The following is a 19,025-nucleotide window of genomic DNA, read 5'->3' on the forward strand; positions in this document are numbered from 1 at the left end:
CCACCGAGCACCGCTCCATGGCACGCCTGCAGCTTGAATTGCCCGAAGACGGCTTTTGCTATGCCACCCGCCTGCACGTGCGCAGCACCGACATCAACTCCGGCCACCACCTCGGCAACGATGCGCTGATCTCGATGCTCTCCGAAGCACGCTCGCGCTTCCTGTTCGCCCACGGCATCGACGACAACCAGGGCGGCAGCCTCGGCGTGATCGTCACCGACCTGGCCACCCTGTACAAAGCCGAGGCCCGCGCCCGCGACGAGCTGCTGTTCGAGCTCGGCGTGACGGACCTCAACAAGTACGGCGGCGACGTCATCTTCCGCGTCAGCCGCCCGGCCGACGGCACCCTGATCGCCCTGGCCAAGACCGGTTTCGTGTTCTTCGACTACCGGGCCGGCAAGGTGGCGCCGATGCCCGCCGAGTTCCGCGCGCACTTCCCGCACGCCGCGCAGAGCTGCTAGCCCGGCCCCGGCGCGCGCGGCAGCAGCCGAGGCAGTCCTCAGAAGAGCCGGCAATCAGCAACGCCGGCGATACTCCCTATGGGTCCATGGCCCGGGGTCGGGCACGGTCGGCGGCTGGCTAGACTGTCATCCAGGCGGTACGCCCAATCGCGCCACCCGAGCAGACGGCCTGTGCCTGGCGCCGCTGACCGCCGCCCCAACCACAGCCGCGCCGCCTGGCGGGTAGCGTAGCCGCGGCTGTCACTTCCCGCCCGCGAGGGATGACCATGGACAGCCCCAGCGCCAGCCCCCCCGCGGCCCGCCGCCCCAATCGATCAGCGCGAGGTCGCAGCACCTCGACGCGCCTGCTCATCCTGCTCGGCGTGCTGGCCGGCCTCGCCCTGGCCCTGACCCTGGTGGTGCAGCAGGACCTGCTGGGCCGGCGGCCGCCACCAGCGCCACAACCGGTGCCGAGCGTGGCCGTGCCCAGCCCCGCGCCAGCGGAAGTGGCGCCGCCGGCCCCGGTCGCGGCAAAGCCCAAGGCCGCCGCGCCAAAGCCGCACAAGCCGCCCGTCGAGCGGGAGCTGGCGCAGTGCCTGCCACGCAGCGGCGTGCTCGACAATCGGGTGGCGCGCTGCCGCTTCGGCACCGCGGACGGCGCCCCGGCCGAAGCCGCCCGCAGCGGGCCGGCCAAGGGCATGGTTTCCGCCGAGTACCTCGCCCGCTATCGCGCCGAGCGCGAAAATCCGCCGCCGGCCGCCGCCGACGGCCGCCTCGAGCGCACCAGCCAGCCGATCCAGCACAGCGACGGCAAGAACTACCTGGCCGAATGGAGCGTGCGCGACAACCAAATCGACCACGCCAGCGTCTGCGGCAACTACCTGCAGAACTCCATCGAACACCGCGAATGCCGCAAGGCGGCCAAGGCGTGGTATCGGCAGGAATGCCGACGCTGGGAGCAGCGCCAGGACCCCGAGCGCGCGGAGCGGGCCCAGCGCATGCGCGAGCGCTATTGCAGCGCGGCCGCCAGCTTCCGGCCGGCAGGCTGATTGCCGGCGCTCAGAAGCGCCGGCAATCAGCGCCGCCGCCGCTACTTCATATCAGTCGAACGCCGGCCCCTTGCGCCGCACACGGGCTGGCTAGACTTTCAGCGAGACGTCACGAACCAGGCTGCACACGGGAAAGTCAGCTTGATCTGGGTAGGGAGGCTTTCTGTCGGACTACCGAGGTACCTATGAACTGCAAATATCTTCTGCTGCCACTGACGGTCTGCTCCGCCCTGGCCATGGCCGGCGAAGCGCAGGTACAGAACTACGTCTACGGCATGCCGCTGGATATCAACAAGGTCGTCAGCATCAGCGAGCCGGAGGCGGTCTGCGGGGTGGTCACCGCGCAGATGACCTACGAGGACTCCCAGGGCGTCCAGCGCGAGCTCGACTACCAGAAGTGGAGCAACGGCTGTGGCATCTTCGACGACGGCGGCCTGGGCATGGGCTATTGATCGCCAGGCGCAACGGCCACCCGCACCGCACGCGCGGCCAGGGTGGCCAGCGCCCCGGGTTATCCCGCCCCCGGTCCCGCCTCAGCCCTGCAGCGCGAGGATGCGCCGCGCGCCGTTGAGCACCAGCAGACCGACCACGCTGCCGATCAGCAGGTCGGGCCACGCCGAGCCGCTCCAGGCCACCAGCGCCCCGGCCACGATCACTCCGAGGTTGGCCAGCACGTCGTTGGCCGAGAAGATCCAGCTGGCGCGCATGTGGGCGCCGCCGTCGCGATGCCCCGAAATCAGCCACAGGCAGGCGACGTTGGCGAGCAGCGCCAGCAGGCCGATGGCCATCATCGACAGCGACTGCGGCTCGCTGCCGTAGACGAAGCGCCGCCCCACCTCCACCAGCGCGCCGAGGGCGAGGATCAGCTGCAGCACCCCGGCAAAGCGCGCGGCAGCGACCTGGCGCGCCACGCTGCGCCCCACCGCGAGCAGCGCCACGCCGTACACCGCGGCGTCGGCGAACATGTCCAGCGAGTCGGCGATCAGCCCGGTGGACTGCGCCAGCCAGCCGCTGCCCAGCTCGACCGCGAACATCAGCGCGTTGATCGCCAGCAACCACCTGAGCACGCTGGCCTGCCGACTGCTCTGCGCGGCGGCGCGGCGCTGTTGCTGTTCGAGCACGGCGCCATCCACCGCCTCGCTGGCCTCCAGGCGCGCGCCCAGGCCGAGGCTTTCCAGCCGCGCGCTGATCGGCGCTACGGCGCCGGCATGCACCACCTGCAGGCGCCGCGCGGGCAGGTCGAAGACCAGCGCGGTCACCTCCGGCAGCGGCTCGAGGGCCAGGCGCACCATGCGCTCCTCGGCGGCGCAGTCCATCTTCGCCACCACGAAATGACTGACCTGGCCGCCCGCACCGGCCGCCACCCGCGGGCTTTCCGGCGGTACGCCGGCGCTGCAGCCGCAGTTGCCCTGGCACTCAGCCATCGACCGCACCCTCGGCCAGCTGCAGCAGGCGCTGCACGCCGATCGGCTCCTGCTCCAGCAGCGGCACCACCGCGTAGCGCGGCGCATGGCGGTTGGCCACCGCCTCGATCTCGGCCAGTTCGTTGCGCGCGCGCAGGCGCAGCAGCGGCGAGCGCGGCCGCGCCGCGGCGACGCTGTTGTTGATAACCCAGGCCCACGGCTGGATGCCGGCGCGGCGCAGGTCGGCCTGCAGGTTGGCGGCCTCCAGCACCGGGGTGGTTTCCGCCAGGGTCACCAGCAGCACCTTGGTCTGCCTGGGGTCCTGCAGCTGCATCATCGGCGTGGAGAAGCGCATGCTGCTGCCCTCCATCTGCCGAGCGATCTCGCGGTGGTAGGCGCCGGTGGCGTCGAGCAGCAGCAGGGTGTGGCCGGTGGGCGCGGTGTCCATCACCACGAACTTGCGCCCGGCCTCGCGGATCACCCGCGAGAAGGCCTGGAACACGGCGATCTCCTCGGTGCACGGCGAACGCAGGTCCTCGGCCAGCAGCGCCCTGCCCTGCTCGTCCAGCTTGGCGCCCTTGCTGTCCATGACGTGCTGGCGGTAGCTCTCGGTCACCGTGTGCGGGTCGATGCGGCTGACGGTGAGGTTGTCCAGCGAGCCCTCGAGGGTTTCCGCCAGGTGCGCCGCCGGGTCGGAGGTGGTCAGGTGCACCGGCAGGCCGCGCTTGGCCAGCTCCACCGCCACCGCGGCGGCCAGGGTGGTCTTGCCCACCCCGCCCTTGCCCATCAGCATCACCAGGCCGTGGCCGTCGGCGGCGATGTCGTCGACCAGGCTGGCCAGGCTGGGCGCTTCCAGCAGGTCGGCCTGCTCCAGCAGCGGCGCCGCCGCGGTCGGGGCGGCGGCGAACAGCTGGCGCAGGGCGTCGAGGCCGACCAGGTTGAACGCCTTGAGCGGCAGCTGGTCGCACGGCAGGGCACGCAGCGCCTCGGGCATCGCCGCCAGCGCCGCCGCCTCGCGCTCGCACAGCGCCGCGGCCAGCGGGTCGCCGGCGGCCTCGCTGCACGGCAGCACGCCGTTGATCACCAGGTACTGCTGGCGCAGGCCGATGGCGGCGAGTTCCTCGTGGGTGCGCGCCACCTCGCGTAGGGTGGCCTGCTGGGCGCGCGCCACCAGCACCAGGCGGGTGCGCTGCGGATCGGCCAGCGCTGCCACCGCCGCGCGGTACTGTTCGCGCTGCTTGTCCAGCCCGGCCAGCGGGCCGAGACAGGAGGCGTCACCCTTGCCGGCCTCGAGGAAGCCGCTCCAGGCGCCGGGCAGCTGCAGCAGGCGGATGGTGTGCCCGGTCGGCGCGGTATCGAAGATGATGTGCTCGTAGGCGGCGGTCAGACTGGAGTCGACCAGCAGCGCGGTGAACTCGTCGAAGGCGGCGATCTCGGTGGTGCAGGCGCCGGACAGCTGCTCCTCCATGCCGCGCACCTCCTCCGCCGGCAGGCTGCCGCGCGCCGGGCCGACGATGCGCTCGCGATACAGCTGGGCGGCGGCCTGCGGGTCGATCTCCAGTGCGGCGAGGTTGGCCACCGCCGGCACCGGGGTGATGCGGTTGCCGATGGCGATGCCGAACACCTGGCCGACGTTGGAGGCCGGGTCGGTGCTGACCAACAGCACCCGCCGGCCGCCTTCGGCGAGGCGGATGGCGGTGGCGCAGGCGATCGAGGTCTTGCCGACCCCGCCCTTGCCGGTGAAGAACAGGAAGCGTGGCGCTTGCTCGAGAAATTCCATGCGAAGGCTCCGGGGCGGACGACGGTGCAGGCGATTGCAGCACGGTCTGTGCAGACCTGCAGTCTAGGCCGACAGCCTCCCGCCTCGCCCTGCGCGGCGTCAATCGCCACAACGACAAAGGGGCGCCCGAGGGCGCCCCTTTGTCTGCAGACGGCAGTGGAAGCGGCGATCAGCCGTTGTCGCAGCCGCTGCCCATCACCAGGTACTCCAGGGTATGCCGCTGGCCCTGATGATCCTCGTACACCATCTGCACCGGCGCGGGGCCGCAGATATTCGGGGTCTCGGCCGGGCGGATAACCCGGGCGACATCCAGATCCATCCCATAGTTGTAGTGCTCGACGTTCTGCAAATCCTGATTTTCAACATTTGCCGGCCGTTGTTCGGCCGCAACCATGCACGAGACTCCAGTCAGAGCCAGAGCCAGCAGGGTCAGCGCTTTCATTGACAGTTACCTATCGGGCGAAACTTCATCGAGGGGCATCGACAGGCCCTTGTGAGGCCTGTCGAAGTTTTCTTGCGCAGTACTGGAAAACAGCGGCCGGGCAAACCGCGTGGCGCATGGTGCGGGCTTGCCCGTCCGTATTACTGCCTTTGCCTAGAAGGCGCGGCCATTTTAGGAAAGAAGGCCGAGCGCTTACACAACCAATGCAGACAGGGACTTTTGTCTGATTCGACAACAATGCCCGGCCATCCGTGGGCTACCGCGAGCCGCCTACCAGCGCAGCGGTACCGCGCGCGCCTCGCCGGTCGGCGGCGTGATGATCACAGTGCAGGTCATCCCGGCCGCCAGTTCGAGGCCCTCGGGCAGGTCGTCGAGGTGGATGCGCACCGGCACGCGCTGGGCCAGGCGCACCCAGTTGAAGGTCGGGTTGACGTCGGCGATCAGCTCGCGGCTTTCCGGGTTGTCGCGGTCGTAGATGCCGCGGGCGAAGCTGTCGACCCGGCCGCTGAGCTGCTCGCCGCTCATCAGGCGCATCTGCGCCTTGTCGCCGACGCGGATCAGCGGCAGGCGGGTTTCCTCGAAGTAGCCGTAGACGTAGAAGGAGTGGCGGTCGACCAGCGCCATGGCCGCCTCGCCGCGGTTGGCGAAGTCGCCCTCGAACACGTTGAGGTTGGTGATGTAGCCGTCCACCGGCGCGCGCACCTCGGTGCGCTTGAGCTGCAGGCGCGCCTCGTCCAGCCGCGCCTGGGCCTCGAGCAGGTCGGCGCGCGCGGCGGCGGCGAGGTGGCTGGCGTCGCTGCGGCTCTCGCGCGACACCACCCGCTCGTTCATGTCGGCGCGCCGTGCGGCGTTGTCCTCGCGCATGCTCAGCTCGGCCTTGCGGGCCGCGACCAGCGCTTCGGCCTGGCGCACGGCGGTGCGGTAGTGCTCGGCATCGATGCGCAGCAGCAGGTCGCCCTTGCGCACCGTCTGGTTGTCGTGCACCGCCACCTCGACCACCAGGCCGGCGACGTCGGGGGCGATGTTGACCACCTCGGCGCGCACCCGGCCGTCGCGGGTCCAGGCCGAGTCCATGTAGTGCAGCCAGAGCGTGCGCACCAGCAGCACGGCGGCGGCAAAGACCAGCAGGGTGAAGACGACGCTGATGACTCTTTTCCAGGGCATATCCAGGCTCTATCGCGGCAGATCAGTGGTAGACGAACAGCATCAGGGCGCCGTACAGGCAGGTGAACAGGCTCACCCGCAGCAGCGTCGGATGCCAGGCATGGCGGTACAGGCCGCTCCAGGCCACCAGGCGGTCGATGCCCCAGCCGACGGCCAGGGTGATGACGAACAGCAGGGTCAGGTTCGGCAGGTAGACGCCGAACAGGGCGATTTCACGCGGCATGAGCGGGGCTCCCGGCGGCCAGCGGCGAATTGGGATCGAGCAGCGAGCTGCGGATGAAGTGCAGGTAGCTGAGCACTCGGCGCAGCGGCGAACTGTCGAACTGCGGCGGGCGCGTCTCCGGGGTCTGGCGCACGGTGGCGATGGCCTGCTCCACCGCGGCCAGGGCGCGCAGGCGGTTGCTCTCGTCGGGCTGGATGAACAGGCGCACCAGCGCGCGGCCGAGGGCGCGGATGCCGACCTGCCAGGGCATGCCCTCGCCGTAGCAGGGTTCGGCCGGCAGGCGCGCCTGCTCCTGGCGCAGCTCGATCACCGCCTGGCCGATCTCCAGCACCGCGAACATCCAGCGCAGCAGGCGGCGCTGCACCTCGGGGCGGCCGGCCGCACTGACCTGGGCCTGATTGAGCAGATCGCGGGTGCCGCTCTCGAAGCCGGCGACCAGGCCCTTGAGCCGGCCGCTGACGGCGAACACCACGCGCATGCGCAGGTCGTGCTCCAGGCGCTGCCACAGCCAGGGGCGGTCGGGCGGCAGCAGCAGCGCCAGGGTCAGGGTGGTCAGGCCGATCGCCAGCAGCGCGGCCAGGTACTCGTTGAGCAGGCGATGGAAATCGTAGCCCGGCAGGTTGGCCGGCAGGGCGACGATGCAGAACCACAACAGCAGGCCGGTGCCGTAGCCGGCGGTCTGGCTGCGCGCCAGCAGCCAGGCGCCGAGGGCGAACACCGGTGCCAGCGCGCAGAACAGCAGGGCGAAGCCGTCCAGCCACGGCAGCACCCAGAACTGCAGCAGGCCGCCCAGCACGGCGCTGCCCATTGCCCCGATCAGCAGCCGGAGCGACTGCTGCCACGGGCTGGGCGCACTGGCCATCAGGCCGGCGACCATCGCCGCGGTGAGCACGCAGGTTTCCCCGCTGGGCCAGGCCGTGGCGATCCAGAAGCCGCCAAGCAGCAGCACCAGCAGGGCGCTGCGCATCCCGGTCACCGCCGTGGCCAGGCTGTTGGCGCGCGGGGTGAAGCTGTCCTGCCACTGCTCGCGGGCATGGCGGTGGACCAGCAGCGAGGCGTGGGTCAGCGCGTAGTCGTGCAGGTCGCTGGTGAAGCGATACAGCTGCTCGGCGGCGGTGTTGAAGTCGAGCAGCTGCTCGTCGCTCGGCTGCTGCGCGGCCAGTTGCTGGCGGGCTTCGCGGATCTGCTGCATCAGCTCGCGCTTGCTGTCGCTCAGGCGCTGGGCCAGCACCTCGGCGTCGGCCTCGCTGCACAGGTGCTGGCCAAGCGGCGCCAGTACCGCGCCGACCCCGGCCAGGCACGGCGCGAGCGCCGTGCGCACCTGCTCGCCAGCCTCGCCCTGCAGGCGCTGCAGCAGCTGGTGCAGGCCGTGGAAGCGGGTCGAGAGCACCATGAACTCGTGGTTCAGGCGGCCCAGCCGGCCGCTGCGCATGCGGAAATGCGGGTCCTCGAAGGCGCTGGCGTTGCGCAGGTTGTCGAGCACCACCGCCTCGCCGGCGAAGCGCGCATTGAGCTGCTCCAGGCGCTGGCCGTCGAGCTGGCCGGCCAGCGCCGCGCTGGCGAACCCGGCGAAGTCGCGAAAGCGCGTGGCCAGCAGGCGGCGCAGGCTGGTGCTGCTGCTCTGCGGCAGGATCAGTGCGCTGACCAGCCCCGAGCAGAGGATGCCCAGGCTGATCTCCAGCACCCGCCACAGCGCCTGCATGAAGGCGCCTTCCGGGGCGGCGATGGCGGGCAGGCCGATCAGCGCAGCGGTGTAGCCGGCCAGCACGCAGCCGTAGCCGCGAAAGTCGCGGTAGCGCGCCGCACCGGCGGTGCACACGCCGATCCACAGCGACAGGCAGAGCAGGAACAGCACCCGTTCCTGGGCGAACAGGGCGATCAGCGGCACCGTCACCGTCAACCCCAGCAGGGTGCCGAGGATGCGGTAGAAGCTCTTGGCCAGCACCTGGCCGCTCTCCGGCTGCATGACGATGAACACCGTGGCCAGTACGGTGTTGGCCTGCGGCAGCTCCAGGCGATAGGCCAGCCACAGGGCGATGAAGGCGGTGAGCAGGGCCTTGAAGATGAAGGCCCAGATCATCCCCTCGCTCTGTGCCCATTCGTCCAGGCCGCGGCGCAAGGCTCCGGGCAGCGCGGGCGCGCTCGAAGTGCTCATCGCGCGCTCCTCACGGCTGGCCTGGCACATGCAGACGGACCGCGCGCGCCTGCAGGTCGGCGTCCGCCGGGGCGCTGCCGGCCGCCAGCACGCCGCCGCCGAGCGCCACCCACAGCTCGGCCTGGGCGCTCAGTTGGCCGGCCAGCACCTGCTGCTGCAGGCGCCGCTGGGCGAACACCAGGCTCTGCGTCTCGAGCAGCTCGCGGGCGTCGCTGAGGCCGCGCTCGTGGGCTTCCTGGGCGAGCAGGTAGCGCCGCTCGGCGGTGGCCCGCGCGCTGGCGACGAAGCCCTCCTGCTCGTGCAGCGAATGCAGGCGGATCAGCAGGTCGGAGACGCCCCGCAGCGCCTGCACCAGGGTCTGCTTGTACTGCTCGACCGCCAGGTCGTAGGCGGCGGTCTCGGCGCCGAGCCGGCCGCGCCGCGCCCCGCCGTCGAAGATCGGCAGGCTCAGCGCCGGGCCGAGGCCGTAGGTCAGCTTGTCGTAGCGCAGGAAGTCCAGCATACCGCCCTGGGTCGCCGCCGAACCGAGGCTGCCGAGCAGGTCGATGTTGGGATAGAAGTCGGCCTTGGCCACCTCGATGCCGCGCGCCGCCGCTGCCACCTGCCAGCGGCCGGCGACCACGTCCGGCCGCCGGCCGAGCAGCTCCAGCGGCAAGCGGCTGGGCAGCCGCGGCGCCGCGTGCAGCGCCAGCCGCGGGCGCTTGAGTTCGGCGGCCGCGCCCGGCCCGGCGCCGGCCAGCGCCGCCAGCTGGTTGCGGGTCAGGGCGATGGCCTCGTGGGCCAGGTCGAGCTGGCGATGGGCCTCGGGCAGCGGCGCCTCGGCCGTGCTGACCTCCAGCTCGGTGCCCAGGCCGATGCGCTGGCGCTCCACCGCCAGCGCCAGCAGCTCCTCGCGCTGCTTGAACTCGGCCTTGGCGATGTCCAACTCGGCGTACTGGCGCGCCAGCTGGATATAGGCGCGCACCACGCTGCCCTGCAGTTCCAGCGCCGCGGCGCGCGCCTCGGTAGCCGCCACCCGCGCCTGGCTCAGCGCCTGCGCGCGCTGGCTGCGCAAGCGGCCCCAGAGGTCGAGGTCGTAGCTCAGGCCGAAGGCAGCGGTGTTGTTCCAGCTGGTGGTGCGCGCCAGCGGGCCGGGGCCGTAGAAGTTGTCGTCCGGCCAGCGCTTGCGCTGCACACTGGCATCCAGGCCGACCTGCGGCGCCTGCGCCGCGGCGGCCACCCCGGCCAGCGCCTGCGCCTGGCGCACGCGCGCCGCGGCCATGGCCAGGCCGGGACTGCCGGCCAGTGCACGCTCGACCCAGGCGTCCAGCTGCGCATCGCCGTAGGCCTGCCACCACTGCGCGCGCGGCCACTCGGCGCTCTCGGCGGCGTGGCGAATCGCTGCGTCGGTAGGCAATTCAGCGCTGTCGGCCAGCTCGGCCTGGGGGGCGATGCCGCCGCTGTCGATGCAGCCAGAAAGGGAAACGAGCACGGGAAGAAGCAGACTGGCGAGGAACAGACCGGGCCGAACGATGGCGGGCACTGCAGCACATCCTGGATTGGAGCGTGGGGGCGGGAAGGCTGGCGATTCTAAGAGCGCCCGCAGGCGAGGATAAGCACGCAGATAGATGATGGATTGTGTCCGAAACGGTCATAATCTTTGGCAAGCTTCGTGACAGAATTCACGCCAGCCGACAGCCTGCTCCACAAGGCCTGCAACCGCGGCCCTCCTGCCCACGGTCAAGGACTTCCAGCGCAGCCAAACCGCCCCCCGCCCGGAAGCGATCAATGGACATCCTCTTCAACATGCGCGCCTTCGTCTGCGTGGCGGAAACCGGCAGTTTCACCGCTGCCGCCGCGCGCCTCGACCTCACCACCTCCTACGTCTCGCGCGCGGTCGCCACCCTGGAAACCCACCTGCGCACGCGCCTGCTGCACCGCACGACGCGACGCATCGCCCTCACCGAGGCCGGCCAGCGCTACCTGATGCGCTGCGAGCAGATCCTCGGCTACATCGAGGAAGCCGAGGCCGAGGCCAGCGACGCCCACGCGCGCCCGGCCGGCACCCTCAAGGTCCACGCGATGACCGGCATCGGCCAGCACTACCTGATCGACGCCGCCGCCGACTACAACGCGAAATACCCGGACGTCAGCTTCGACCTGACCCTGGCCAACCGCACCACCGACATCCTCGACGAGGGCTACGACATCTCGGTGGTGATCGCCCGCGAGCTGCCGGACTCCGGCTTCATCTCCAAGCAACTGGGCAAGACCTACAGCGTGCTGTGCGCCGCGCCGGGCTACATCGACAAGCACGGCTTCGCCCGCCAGCCCGCCGACCTGGGCAAGCACCGCTGCCTGCGCCTGGTCAACTCGGTGATGAGCCTGGACAAGTGGCTGCTCGACGGCCCCGACGGCGAGGAGCTGGTGACCGTCAGCCAGACCCCCTTCCAGGTCAACACCGCCGACGCCATGAGCGTGGCGCTGAAGGCCGGCATGGGCATCGGCGCCCTGCCGATCTACGCGGCGCTGCAGAGCCTGCAGGACGGCAGCCTGGTGCGCGTGCTGCCCAACCACACGCTGTTCCCGCTCGGCGTGTTCGCCCTGTACCCGTCGCGCCAGTACCTGGACGCCAAGACCCGCACCTGGGTCGAGTTCCTGCGCGACTACATGCCGCAACGCCTCGCCGCCGACGAAAGCCGCCTGCTCGCCTGCAGCACGCAGCTGATGGGCTAGCGCCAGCGCCCGGCGCCGAGCGCAACGCGGCGCTCACTCGCCGGCCGGCGGTGCCTCGGCCATGCGCTGGAACGCGGCGCGGAACTCGCTGGGCTTGATCCCCGCCTGCTTGCGGAAGTAGCGGCTGAAGTAGGAGGTGTCGCGGAAGCCGAGGTCGTGGGCGATCTGCTTGATCTCCAGCTCCGTGTAGGCCAACTGGCGCTGCGCCTCGCGCATCAGCCGCGCATTGATCAGGCCCATCGCCGACTCGCCCAGCTCCTCGCGGCAGATGCGCCCGAGCTGCGCCGCGCTGATGCCGAGGCGCTCGGCATACAGCTCCAGCGGCCAGTGCTGGCGGAACTGGCGGTTGACCAGCTCGCGGAACTGCTCGAGGAGGATCGCCCGCCGGCCCTGGCCCGGGCGCGGGGCATCGGCCGGCTGCGCCAGGCGGGAGATCTGCACCAGCAGGGCGAGCAGCAGCGACAGCCCGGCGGCGACATGCCGCGGCGCCTCGCTGCGCGCCTCCGCCTCGAGCAGCTGCAGCAGCGGCCACAGCGGTTCGTCGCCGTCGACCGCCTCCGGCAGCGGAATCAGTGCCGGGCGCTGCAGCAGGGCGAGCAGCTCGACCGAGACGATCCGCGCCATCGACTCCAGCGGCTGCTGCACGGCGGTGATCACCGGCCCGTCGGTGTCCTGGTTGTGGCTGAAGGCATGCACCGTACGGCAGGGCAACAGGATCAGGCAGGGCGCGGCGAAGCTCATCCGCCTATTCTCGATACTGACCGCGCCCGTGCCGCTGCGCACGTAGAAGATCTGCAGCAGGGCGTCGTGGCGATGCGGGCGGATCTCGCCCTGGTAGAGCGGGCTGCGTTCGCGGATCCATTCGACGTGCAGCAGGTCGCACCACACCGGCGGGGCCGCCTCGCCGTACAGGGCATAGTTGGGAATGCTCTTCATCGGAATCGCTCGCGGAGGCGGCGTGGCCGGCGACGGACGCCTTGCCCAGGCCAATCTGCACGGATTGTCCTGTTCAAAGTGCCGTTTTTTCTGGCGCACTGACGTTTAATGGGCAACGTATGGTAATTAAGTCTACCTCCCCGCGTCTCCCATGCCGCCCGCCGGCATGTTGTCCGAGCTTTCCGCATCGATGAACATCCCTACCTTGAGGGAATGGCTGTATTCGGCCAAAGCGCTGATCGCCGCCTTGCTCGCGCTCTACATCGCCCTCGCGCTGCCCCTCGACAACCCCTACTGGGCGATGGCGTCGGTGTACGTTGTGTCCCATCCGCTGTCCGGTGCGACCCGCTCCAAGGCGCTGTTCCGCGCCCTCGGCACCCTGCTCGGCGCCGCCGCCGCGGTGGCCATGGTGCCGCCGTTCGCCCATCAGCCGGTGATGCAGAGCCTGGTCATCTCGCTGTGGGTCGGCGTGCTGCTGTTCCTCTCGCTGCTCGACCGCAGCCCGCGCAGCTACATCTTCATGCTGGCCGCCTACACCGTGCCGCTGATCGCCCTGCCGCAGGTCGAGCATCCGGGGGCGATCTTCGACGCGGCCCTGGCGCGCTCCGAGGAAATTCTCCTCGGCATCGCCTGCGCCGCGGTGGTCAACGCCGTGCTGTTCCCCAGCCGCCTCGCCCCGGTGATCGCCGCGCGCATGGACACCCTGCTCGGCGACGCCCGCGCCTGGATCGCCGACAGCCTGGACCGGCAGCAGTTCGGCGCGGCTGCGCCGCGCACCCTGCACAAGCTGCTCGGCGACGTGATGGCCCTGGACGGCATGATCATGCAGCTGTCCTACGACAGCGCCAGCCACCTGCCGGCCCGGCATGCCCGCGAGTTCCGCGCGCGCATGGCCATGCTGCTGCCGCAGCTGAGCTCGCTGCTCGACCCGCTGCACCGTCTGCAGAACGAGCTGGGCCAGCTGCCGGCGGAGCTCGGCGAACTGCTCGCGCGCCTGGAGAGCTGGCTGCAGAGCGGCGATGCCGAGGGCGGCCGCCAGCTGCGCGAGCACAGCCTGCGTCTGGAGACCTGGCTCGACGCCAGCCACCCGTCGCAGGCGCTGCTGATCGGCAGCGCCCTGCGCCAGCTGCGCCAGCTGCTGGTGCTCTGGCAGGACTGCCTGAACCTGCGCCAGAGCTTCGCCGAAGGTCACCCGGAACAGCCGCCGGTCCTGCACTACAAGGTGCGCCAGCTGATCGGCGAGCCGCGCTACTACGACTTCGGCCTGCTGGCCTTCAGCGCCGCCTCGGTGGGCCTGTCGGTGTTCGTCGCCTGCCTGCTGTGGATCGCCATTGGCTGGGACTACGGCTTCAGCGGCATCTTCCTCGTCGCGGTGGCCAGCTGCTTCTTCGCCGCGCAGGACAATCCGGCGCCGTTCATCAAGTCGTTCCTCAACTGGACGCTGATCTCCACCGTCGCCGCCGGCGTCTACCTGTTCGGCCTGCTGCCCAACATCCACGACTTCGGCATGCTGGCCATCGCCCTGTCGCTGCCGCTGCTGCTGGCCGGCACCCTCTCCGGGCGCCCGCAGTTCACCGCAGCGGTGATGCTGTTCGCCGTGCAGACGATCTCCACCATCACCATCCAGGAAACCTACAAGGCCAACTTCCCGCTGTTCGCCGATGTTGCCCTGAGCAACATCCTCGGCCTGGTCTACGCCGTCGTCTGGACCCGGGTGAGCAAACCCTTCGGCGCCGAGTGGGCCGCGCGGCGCCTGGCGCGCTCGACCTGGCGCGACCTCGCCGACCTGGCGCGCAGCGAGCGCGAGCACGACCATGACCGCGTCGCCGCGCGCATGCTCGACCGCATCAACCAGCTGGTGCCGCGCCTAACCCTGGTCAGCGACCCGCGCCTGGCGCTGACCGACCTCACCCGCGACCTGCGCGTGTGCTTCCGCCTGCTCGACCTGCAGCGCAGCCTGCCCGTCGCCATCCGCCGCCAGGTGAGCCCGGTGCTGCAGGAGGTGCACGACTACTTCCAGGCCTGCGCCGACGCCCGCCACCAGCTGCCGCCGTCCGAACGCCTGCGCGATCAGCTGGACGCCAGCCTGGCGGCACTGCTGGCGCTGCCCGGCGGCGCGGCGCACAAGAGCGCCGAGGCGCTGGCCGGCCTGCACATGGCGCTGTTCCCCGAGCAGCCGCGCCGGCCCGCCGCCGACGCCGAAGCCGACGCGCCACTCCTTGCCCCCGCCCTTGCTGGAAAGCCCGCATGAACGGACATTTCGATATCTACGGCGTCTACGTGCCGACCCTGCTGCTGCTGCTGCTGGGCGCCTACGTGGTGAAGAGCCTGCTGCACAACGTGCTGCTGCGCATCGGCTTCTACCGCTTCGTCTGGCACCCGCCGCTGTTCAACCTGGCCCTGTATCTGATGGTACTCGGCGCCCTGTTCACCCTCGTACCCGGACTCTGATCGTGAAGAAGTGGCTCCCCACCCTGGGCTCCGTGCTCCTGACCCTCTCGGCCGTGGCCGTCGGCATCGTCGTCAGCCTGCATCTCTGGGACTACTACATGAAGGAACCCTGGACCCGCGACGGCCGCGTGCACGCCGACATCATCCAGGTCGCCCCGGACGTCTCCGGGCTGGTCACCGAACTGCGGGTGCGCGACAACGACAAGGTCAGCCGCGGCCAGCCGCTGTTCGTCATCGACCGCGCGCGCTTCGAGCTGGCGGTGCAGAAGGCCGAGGCGACGGTCAAGGAACGCCGCGCCCAGCTGGAACAGGCGCGCCGCGAAGCCAAGCGTAACAAGGTGCTCAAGGACCTGATCGCCGCGGAAACCGTCGAGGAAGGCGACACCCGCGTGCAGCAGAGCGAGGCCGCGCTGGCCGACGCTGAGTCCGCCCTCGGCGTCGCCCGTCTCGACCTCAAGCGCACCGAGGTGCTCAGCCCGGTGGACGGCTACCTCAGCGACCGCACCATGCGCGTCGGCGACTACGTGAAGACCGGCGTGCCGGTGCTGTCGATCGTCGACACCGGCTCGCTGCGCGTGGAAGGCTACTTCGAGGAAACCAAGCTGCACGCCATCGACATCGGCCAGCCGGTAGACATCAAGCTGATGGGCGAGCGCGAACACCTGCGCGGCCACGTACAGAGCATCGCCGCCGGCATCGAGGACCGCGACCGCAACCGCGGCGAAAGCATGCTCCCGGACATCGACCCGAGCTTCAACTGGGTGCGCCTGGCCCAGCGCATTCCGGTGCGGGTGGCCATCGACGAGGCGCCCGTCGACATCCGCCTGGTGGTCGGCCGCACCGCCACCCTCACCGTGCAACCGTGGCCCGCCGGCCAGGCGCCGGCCGCCGCGGCCCAGGGCCCGCGCGAGCAGGCCGCGCAATGAGCGCGCGCGCCCGCCTCGCCCTCGGCGCCCTGGCCCTGGCGCTCGGCGGCTGCACCATGGTCGGCCCGGACTACCACTTGCCCAAGTGGGCGGTGTTCAACCAGCCGCAGGCCCAGGCCCCCTTCGATGCGCAGGCCAATCCCAAGGTCAGCCAGGCCGCGCTGCCCGCCGACTGGTGGCAGCTGTACCACGAGCCGCTGCTCGACCATCTGGTGCAGGAAGCCCTGGCCAAGAACACCGACGTGCGCCTGGCCTACCACAACCTGCGCCGCGCCTACGAAAGCTACCAGATGGCGCACCACGCCAACGAGGTGGAGTTCGGCGGCAAGGCCGCCAGCGGCCGCGGCCAGGTCAGCAGCGAGGCCCTCGGCGAGCACGAACAGCTCCCGGTGATGAACCTCAGCAGCGCGGTGGTCGGCATCGGCTATCAGGTCGACCTGTTCGGCAAGCTCAAGCGCGCCGCCGAAGCCGCCGGCGCCGGTGCCGAAGCCAGCCAGGCGGCGCTGGACGCCGCGCGCATCAGCGTGGTCGCCCAGGTGGTGGGCAGCTACATGGACTCCTGCCATGCCAGCGAAGAGCTGGAGATCGCCGAACACTCGCTGAATATCCAGGAACGCCAGCTCGAGGTGGCCCAGCGCCTGCTCGCCGGCGGGCGCGGCAACGAGATCGACGTGGCCCGCGCCCAGGCGCAGACCGAGGCCCTGCGCGCCCAGCTGCCGCCCTACGAGGCGAAGAAGGCCAGCGCGCTGTATGCGCTGGCCGCCCTGCTCGGCCGCACCCCCGGCGATCTGCCGGCCGGCGTCGCCGCCTGCAAGCACGCGCCACAGCTGGCCGCCGCCCTGCCGACCGGCGACGGCGCCGCGCTGCTCAAGCGCCGCCCGGACATCCGCGCCGCCGAACGCGAGCTGGCCGCGGCCACCGCAGAGATCGGCGTGGCCACCGCCGCGCTGTACCCGGAGATCAGCCTCGGCGCCAACTTCGGCTACACGGGGATGACCGAGCACATGGGCAGCGCCATCACCCGCGAATGGGCGCTGATGCCGAGCATCTCCTGGCACATCCCGACCAAAGTCGACCATGCGCGCATCCGCGCCACCGAGGCCGGCGCCGACGCCGCCCTGGCGCGCTTCGACGGCGTGGTGCTGGCCGCCCTGCGCGAGACCCAGACCCTGCTCAGCCACTACGCGCACAACCTCAAGCGCAGCCAGTCGCTGCGCCAGGCTCGCGACGCGGCGCGCGCCGGGGCCGAGTACAACCGCCGGCTGTACCGCGAAGGGCGCATGCCCTACCTCGACAGCCTCGACGCCGACCGCACTCTGGCCGAGGCCGAGGCGGCGCTGGCCGCGGCGCAGGCGCAGCTGTCGACCGACCAGGTCAACCTGTTCCTCAGCCTCGGCGGCGGCTGGGAAAACGCTCGCGACAGCGCCGGCCAGGAGCCGCGGCCGGCGGCCAAGCACTGAGTGCCGCCGCGCTGCAGCGCGGCGGCGGGCGATCAGAACAGCGGTTCGTCGTCGCGAATCAGCACGCACTGGCGGCCGTGGTCGTCCTCGTGGCAGTCCTGCACGTAGAACATCGCCACCTCACCGCTGGCCAGGGTCGCCGCCACGTAGTCGCCGATCTCCGCTGCGAAGTAGCCGCGCGCGGCCGGCGCAGCCTCGCACTCGATCAGCGCGGTGACGAACAGCTCGGGATCGGCATCGTCGAAGAACTCGGCGCACTCCAGCTCGCTCCACTCCGCCGGCACCTGGAACGGCCCGGTGAACAGGATGCGGGCATCGCCCAGATCCTCCTCCTCGGCGTCCGGGTCGTTGTCGTCCGGCCGGTACACCGTGCAGTCCTGAGCGTCCGCGCTGCCCAGCACCGCCAGCCGGGCCGCCAGGCGCCGCTCGGGGTCCAGCCCCTCGGCCGTGCACATCTGCACCCACACCGCGTCGAGGGCGGATTCCTGATCGTTTTGCTTCACGTGAATCTCCATGGTCATGACTGCCGCTGGCAGCAGCGGGTTCGTCCGCACTATGCGGCCAACAAGGTTACCGATTATCGCGGATAGCGCCGTGCCCGCGCCGAGCGGCTGAGCGGCGCAGGCGGCTCAGCGCGGCTGCTCGCTCATCCGCTGCAACTCGCGGCGCACCATGCTGGCGAACGGCGGCGGGCTCAGCGCATACAGCTCGCCCGCCACCCACGCCAGCCAGCGCCCGCCCAGCGTCTCGCGCGCGGCTAGCAGCCGCTCGGCCTCGGCCAGCGCGCGCGCCTGGTGGGCGCGGTGATAGTCGGCGCGGGAGAAATTGGGGGCGTCGTGGTCGTGGTCGTGGTCGTGGTCGTGGTCGGACATGCTCTACCTCGGCAAGCGCGCCCAGCGGCGACGGGCGGCCAGGCACCGAACGCGGCAGTCTATCCGATCGGAGCGAGCGCAGCCGCCCGGCGGCGCGCGCCTGGCTACTTCTGCACCGCGGCACTGGCGGGCTCGGCGACCTCGTGCCAGCTGCTGTCCGGATCGAAAGCGCTCATCGCCAGGGCCTGCTGCTCGCTGTCCGCGCCCATGTCCTTCTCGAACACCAGTCCATCGTGGCTGATCATGAAGCTCATCACCCCGCTGTCGGCATACCTGGCCGGCCAGGCGATCAGGGCGAAGCCGCGGCTCATGTTGGCGCCGAGCATGTAGGCGTAGGCACCGCCCGGCGCCGACGGTCCCTGGGCCTGGAGGATGCGGTAGTGGTAGCCATGCCACTCGCCGTCCGGCAGCTCGTCACCGAACAGCGGGCCGAGCGGGCTTTGCGCGATGCCCGGCTCGTCGGGCCAGTACAACCCGTCGTACTGGCCGTCGCTGCTCATGAACTTCTGCGCGTACTCGAGCACGCCGTCGCCGTCGCGGTCGACCTCGGCGTAGTCCATCTGCGCGTCGTGGTAGGCGCGCACCGCCTGCATGGTGGCCAGCTCGTTGCGGCCGATGCGCCGCGCGCGGATCTCCTCGCCGCCGGCCTTGGTATCGAAGACCCAACCGTCCTTGCCCTGGATCAGCGGCAGGGGGAAGGTCAGGGGGGCGTTGCCGACCACCAGACTCGCCCGCCCCTGCCCCGCCGGCTCGATAACACGCTTCTCCCGATAGAGGGCGAGGAAGGCGTCGACATCCTTGCGCTCGATGTCGTTGGTGGGAATCCAGGTTTGCCAGTCGTCGCCGAGCAGCGCGGCCAGGCGCACGGGATCCCCTTTCTCGGTGCCCAACGCACCGATCAGCGCCTCTACGGCGGCATCCGGGGTGGGATAGGCCTGCTGGGCGCGCGCGTCCAGCGTCAGCAGGGCCAGCAGCAACGGCAGGACAATACGCAATGCGGCATTCATGA

Annotated in this window: 19 protein-coding genes; 8 read left to right on the forward strand and 11 right to left on the reverse strand. The window is 70.7% G+C overall.

The genetic code is table 11. The features are described 5' to 3' along the window. The first annotated feature begins 17 nt into the window (after positions 1 to 17). The 3 genes from KRX52_RS14760 to KRX52_RS14770 all read left to right on the forward strand — a co-directional run bounded on the left by KRX52_RS14760 (position 18) and on the right by KRX52_RS14770 (position 1,941). The gene (locus tag KRX52_RS14760; RefSeq protein WP_217682486.1) at positions 18 to 461 is read left to right on the forward strand and encodes a thioesterase family protein; all 444 of its coding nucleotides are present in this window, start codon (positions 18 to 20) and stop codon (positions 459 to 461) included. Positions 462 to 727: 266 nt separating this feature from the next. Beyond that, positions 728 to 1,489: a hypothetical protein gene (locus KRX52_RS14765; protein ID WP_217682487.1), complete on the forward strand. Its 762-nt coding sequence runs from the start codon at positions 728 to 730 to the stop codon at positions 1,487 to 1,489. A gap of 185 nt (positions 1,490 to 1,674) precedes the next feature. Continuing rightward, positions 1,675 to 1,941, forward strand: coding sequence for a DUF2790 domain-containing protein (locus KRX52_RS14770; protein ID WP_217682488.1), 267 nt, complete (start codon positions 1,675 to 1,677; stop codon positions 1,939 to 1,941). An 81-nt stretch (positions 1,942 to 2,022) separates the two neighbouring features. Here KRX52_RS14770 and KRX52_RS14775 read toward each other — a convergent pair whose 3' ends face one another. The 7 genes from KRX52_RS14775 to KRX52_RS14805 form a co-directional block, all read right to left on the reverse strand. Next, positions 2,023 to 2,913, reverse strand: a complete 891-nt coding sequence (locus KRX52_RS14775) for a cation efflux transmembrane domain-containing protein (protein ID WP_217682489.1) — start codon at positions 2,911 to 2,913, stop codon at positions 2,023 to 2,025. Then, the gene (gene arsA, locus KRX52_RS14780) at positions 2,906 to 4,672 is read right to left on the reverse strand and encodes an arsenical pump-driving ATPase (RefSeq protein WP_217682490.1); all 1,767 of its coding nucleotides are present in this window, start codon (positions 4,670 to 4,672) and stop codon (positions 2,906 to 2,908) included. The genes KRX52_RS14775 and arsA overlap by 8 nt, the downstream gene beginning before the upstream one ends. 169 nt (positions 4,673 to 4,841) lie before the next feature. Continuing rightward, complete coding sequence (locus KRX52_RS14785; RefSeq protein ID WP_217682491.1) at positions 4,842 to 5,114, reverse strand: DUF2790 domain-containing protein; 273 nt, start codon at positions 5,112 to 5,114, stop codon at positions 4,842 to 4,844. A gap of 270 nt (positions 5,115 to 5,384) precedes the next feature. Then, entirely contained in the window at positions 5,385 to 6,278 is an 894-nt protein-coding gene (locus KRX52_RS14790; RefSeq protein WP_217682492.1) for an efflux RND transporter periplasmic adaptor subunit, read from the reverse strand. A gap of 22 nt (positions 6,279 to 6,300) precedes the next feature. Next, a complete protein-coding gene (locus KRX52_RS14795) occupies positions 6,301 to 6,501 on the reverse strand; it encodes a DUF1656 domain-containing protein (RefSeq protein WP_217682493.1) in 201 nt (66 codons plus the stop codon). Then, positions 6,491 to 8,656 (reverse strand): FUSC family protein, encoded by a 2,166-nt coding sequence (locus KRX52_RS14800; RefSeq protein WP_217682494.1) that lies wholly within the window; start codon positions 8,654 to 8,656, stop codon positions 6,491 to 6,493. Before KRX52_RS14800 ends, KRX52_RS14795 begins: the two co-directional genes overlap by 11 nt. A gap of 10 nt (positions 8,657 to 8,666) precedes the next feature. Further along, the gene (locus tag KRX52_RS14805; RefSeq protein ID WP_217682495.1) at positions 8,667 to 10,178 is read right to left on the reverse strand and encodes an efflux transporter outer membrane subunit; all 1,512 of its coding nucleotides are present in this window, start codon (positions 10,176 to 10,178) and stop codon (positions 8,667 to 8,669) included. A 245-nt stretch (positions 10,179 to 10,423) separates the two neighbouring features. Here KRX52_RS14805 and KRX52_RS14810 point away from each other — a divergent pair, with 245 nt between their 5' ends. Beyond that, positions 10,424 to 11,371 carry a LysR family transcriptional regulator gene (locus KRX52_RS14810; RefSeq protein WP_217682496.1) on the forward strand — a complete coding sequence of 316 codons (948 nt, stop codon included), beginning with the start codon at positions 10,424 to 10,426 and terminating at the stop codon, positions 11,369 to 11,371. 33 nt (positions 11,372 to 11,404) lie between these two features. Here KRX52_RS14810 and KRX52_RS14815 read toward each other — a convergent pair whose 3' ends face one another. Continuing rightward, positions 11,405 to 12,307, reverse strand: coding sequence for a helix-turn-helix domain-containing protein (locus KRX52_RS14815; RefSeq protein ID WP_217682497.1), 903 nt, complete (start codon positions 12,305 to 12,307; stop codon positions 11,405 to 11,407). Between the two features lie 190 nt (positions 12,308 to 12,497). Between KRX52_RS14815 and KRX52_RS14820 the strand changes: the two genes are divergently transcribed. Genes KRX52_RS14820 through KRX52_RS14835 form a run of 4 tightly spaced genes read left to right on the forward strand, consistent with a single transcriptional unit; the run spans position 12,498 to position 17,144 of the window. Further along, positions 12,498 to 14,558, forward strand: a complete 2,061-nt coding sequence (locus KRX52_RS14820) for an FUSC family protein (RefSeq protein ID WP_217682498.1) — start codon at positions 12,498 to 12,500, stop codon at positions 14,556 to 14,558. Further along, positions 14,555 to 14,758, forward strand: a complete 204-nt coding sequence (locus KRX52_RS14825; protein ID WP_217682499.1) for a DUF1656 domain-containing protein — start codon at positions 14,555 to 14,557, stop codon at positions 14,756 to 14,758. The genes KRX52_RS14820 and KRX52_RS14825 overlap by 4 nt, the downstream gene beginning before the upstream one ends. 2 nt (positions 14,759 to 14,760) lie before the next feature. Further along, a complete protein-coding gene (locus KRX52_RS14830; RefSeq protein WP_217682500.1) occupies positions 14,761 to 15,684 on the forward strand; it encodes an efflux RND transporter periplasmic adaptor subunit in 924 nt (307 codons plus the stop codon). Beyond that, positions 15,681 to 17,144 carry an efflux transporter outer membrane subunit gene (locus KRX52_RS14835; RefSeq protein ID WP_217682501.1) on the forward strand — a complete coding sequence of 488 codons (1,464 nt, stop codon included), beginning with the start codon at positions 15,681 to 15,683 and terminating at the stop codon, positions 17,142 to 17,144. Before KRX52_RS14830 ends, KRX52_RS14835 begins: the two co-directional genes overlap by 4 nt. 32 nt (positions 17,145 to 17,176) lie before the next feature. On the opposite strand, the gene KRX52_RS14840 is transcribed toward KRX52_RS14835, so the two are convergent. The 3 genes from KRX52_RS14840 to KRX52_RS14850 form a co-directional block, all read right to left on the reverse strand. Further along, positions 17,177 to 17,599: a hypothetical protein gene (locus KRX52_RS14840; protein ID WP_217682688.1), complete on the reverse strand. Its 423-nt coding sequence runs from the start codon at positions 17,597 to 17,599 to the stop codon at positions 17,177 to 17,179. 174 nt (positions 17,600 to 17,773) lie between these two features. Then, complete coding sequence (locus KRX52_RS14845; protein WP_217682502.1) at positions 17,774 to 18,016, reverse strand: hypothetical protein; 243 nt, start codon at positions 18,014 to 18,016, stop codon at positions 17,774 to 17,776. Between the two features lie 104 nt (positions 18,017 to 18,120). Further along, positions 18,121 to 19,023, reverse strand: a complete 903-nt coding sequence (locus KRX52_RS14850; RefSeq protein WP_217682503.1) for a DUF2950 domain-containing protein — start codon at positions 19,021 to 19,023, stop codon at positions 18,121 to 18,123. Positions 19,024 to 19,025: the final 2 nt, after the last annotated feature.

It is taken from the genome of Geopseudomonas aromaticivorans, from assembly GCF_019097855.1.
GTDB classification, from domain to species: Bacteria; Pseudomonadota; Gammaproteobacteria; order Pseudomonadales; family Pseudomonadaceae; genus Geopseudomonas; species Geopseudomonas aromaticivorans.

Excerpts from the sequence above, each read along its gene's own strand:
- KRX52_RS14785 (WP_217682491.1), bottom strand. The coding sequence starts at position 5,114 with ATGAAAGCGCTGACCCTGCTGGCTCTGGCTCTGACTGGAGTCTCGTGC.
- KRX52_RS14765 (WP_217682487.1), top strand. The coding sequence starts at position 728 with ATGGACAGCCCCAGCGCCAGCCCCCCCGCGGCCCGCCGCCCCAATCGA.
- KRX52_RS14820 (WP_217682498.1), top strand. The coding sequence starts at position 12,498 with ATGAACATCCCTACCTTGAGGGAATGGCTGTATTCGGCCAAAGCGCTG.
- KRX52_RS14810 (WP_217682496.1), top strand. The coding sequence starts at position 10,424 with ATGGACATCCTCTTCAACATGCGCGCCTTCGTCTGCGTGGCGGAAACC.
- KRX52_RS14790 (WP_217682492.1), bottom strand. The coding sequence starts at position 6,278 with ATGCCCTGGAAAAGAGTCATCAGCGTCGTCTTCACCCTGCTGGTCTTT.
- KRX52_RS14760 (WP_217682486.1), top strand. The coding sequence starts at position 18 with ATGGCACGCCTGCAGCTTGAATTGCCCGAAGACGGCTTTTGCTATGCC.
- KRX52_RS14800 (WP_217682494.1), bottom strand. The coding sequence starts at position 8,656 with ATGAGCACTTCGAGCGCGCCCGCGCTGCCCGGAGCCTTGCGCCGCGGC.
- KRX52_RS14795 (WP_217682493.1), bottom strand. The coding sequence starts at position 6,501 with ATGCCGCGTGAAATCGCCCTGTTCGGCGTCTACCTGCCGAACCTGACC.
- KRX52_RS14825 (WP_217682499.1), top strand. The coding sequence starts at position 14,555 with ATGAACGGACATTTCGATATCTACGGCGTCTACGTGCCGACCCTGCTG.
- arsA (WP_217682490.1), bottom strand. The coding sequence starts at position 4,672 with ATGGAATTTCTCGAGCAAGCGCCACGCTTCCTGTTCTTCACCGGCAAG.
- KRX52_RS14815 (WP_217682497.1), bottom strand. The coding sequence starts at position 12,307 with ATGAAGAGCATTCCCAACTATGCCCTGTACGGCGAGGCGGCCCCGCCG.
- KRX52_RS14835 (WP_217682501.1), top strand. The coding sequence starts at position 15,681 with ATGAGCGCGCGCGCCCGCCTCGCCCTCGGCGCCCTGGCCCTGGCGCTC.
- KRX52_RS14775 (WP_217682489.1), bottom strand. The coding sequence starts at position 2,913 with ATGGCTGAGTGCCAGGGCAACTGCGGCTGCAGCGCCGGCGTACCGCCG.
- KRX52_RS14770 (WP_217682488.1), top strand. The coding sequence starts at position 1,675 with ATGAACTGCAAATATCTTCTGCTGCCACTGACGGTCTGCTCCGCCCTG.
- KRX52_RS14840 (WP_217682688.1), bottom strand. The coding sequence starts at position 17,599 with ATGTGCACGGCCGAGGGGCTGGACCCCGAGCGGCGCCTGGCGGCCCGG.
- KRX52_RS14850 (WP_217682503.1), bottom strand. The coding sequence starts at position 19,023 with ATGAATGCCGCATTGCGTATTGTCCTGCCGTTGCTGCTGGCCCTGCTG.
- KRX52_RS14845 (WP_217682502.1), bottom strand. The coding sequence starts at position 18,016 with ATGTCCGACCACGACCACGACCACGACCACGACCACGACGCCCCCAAT.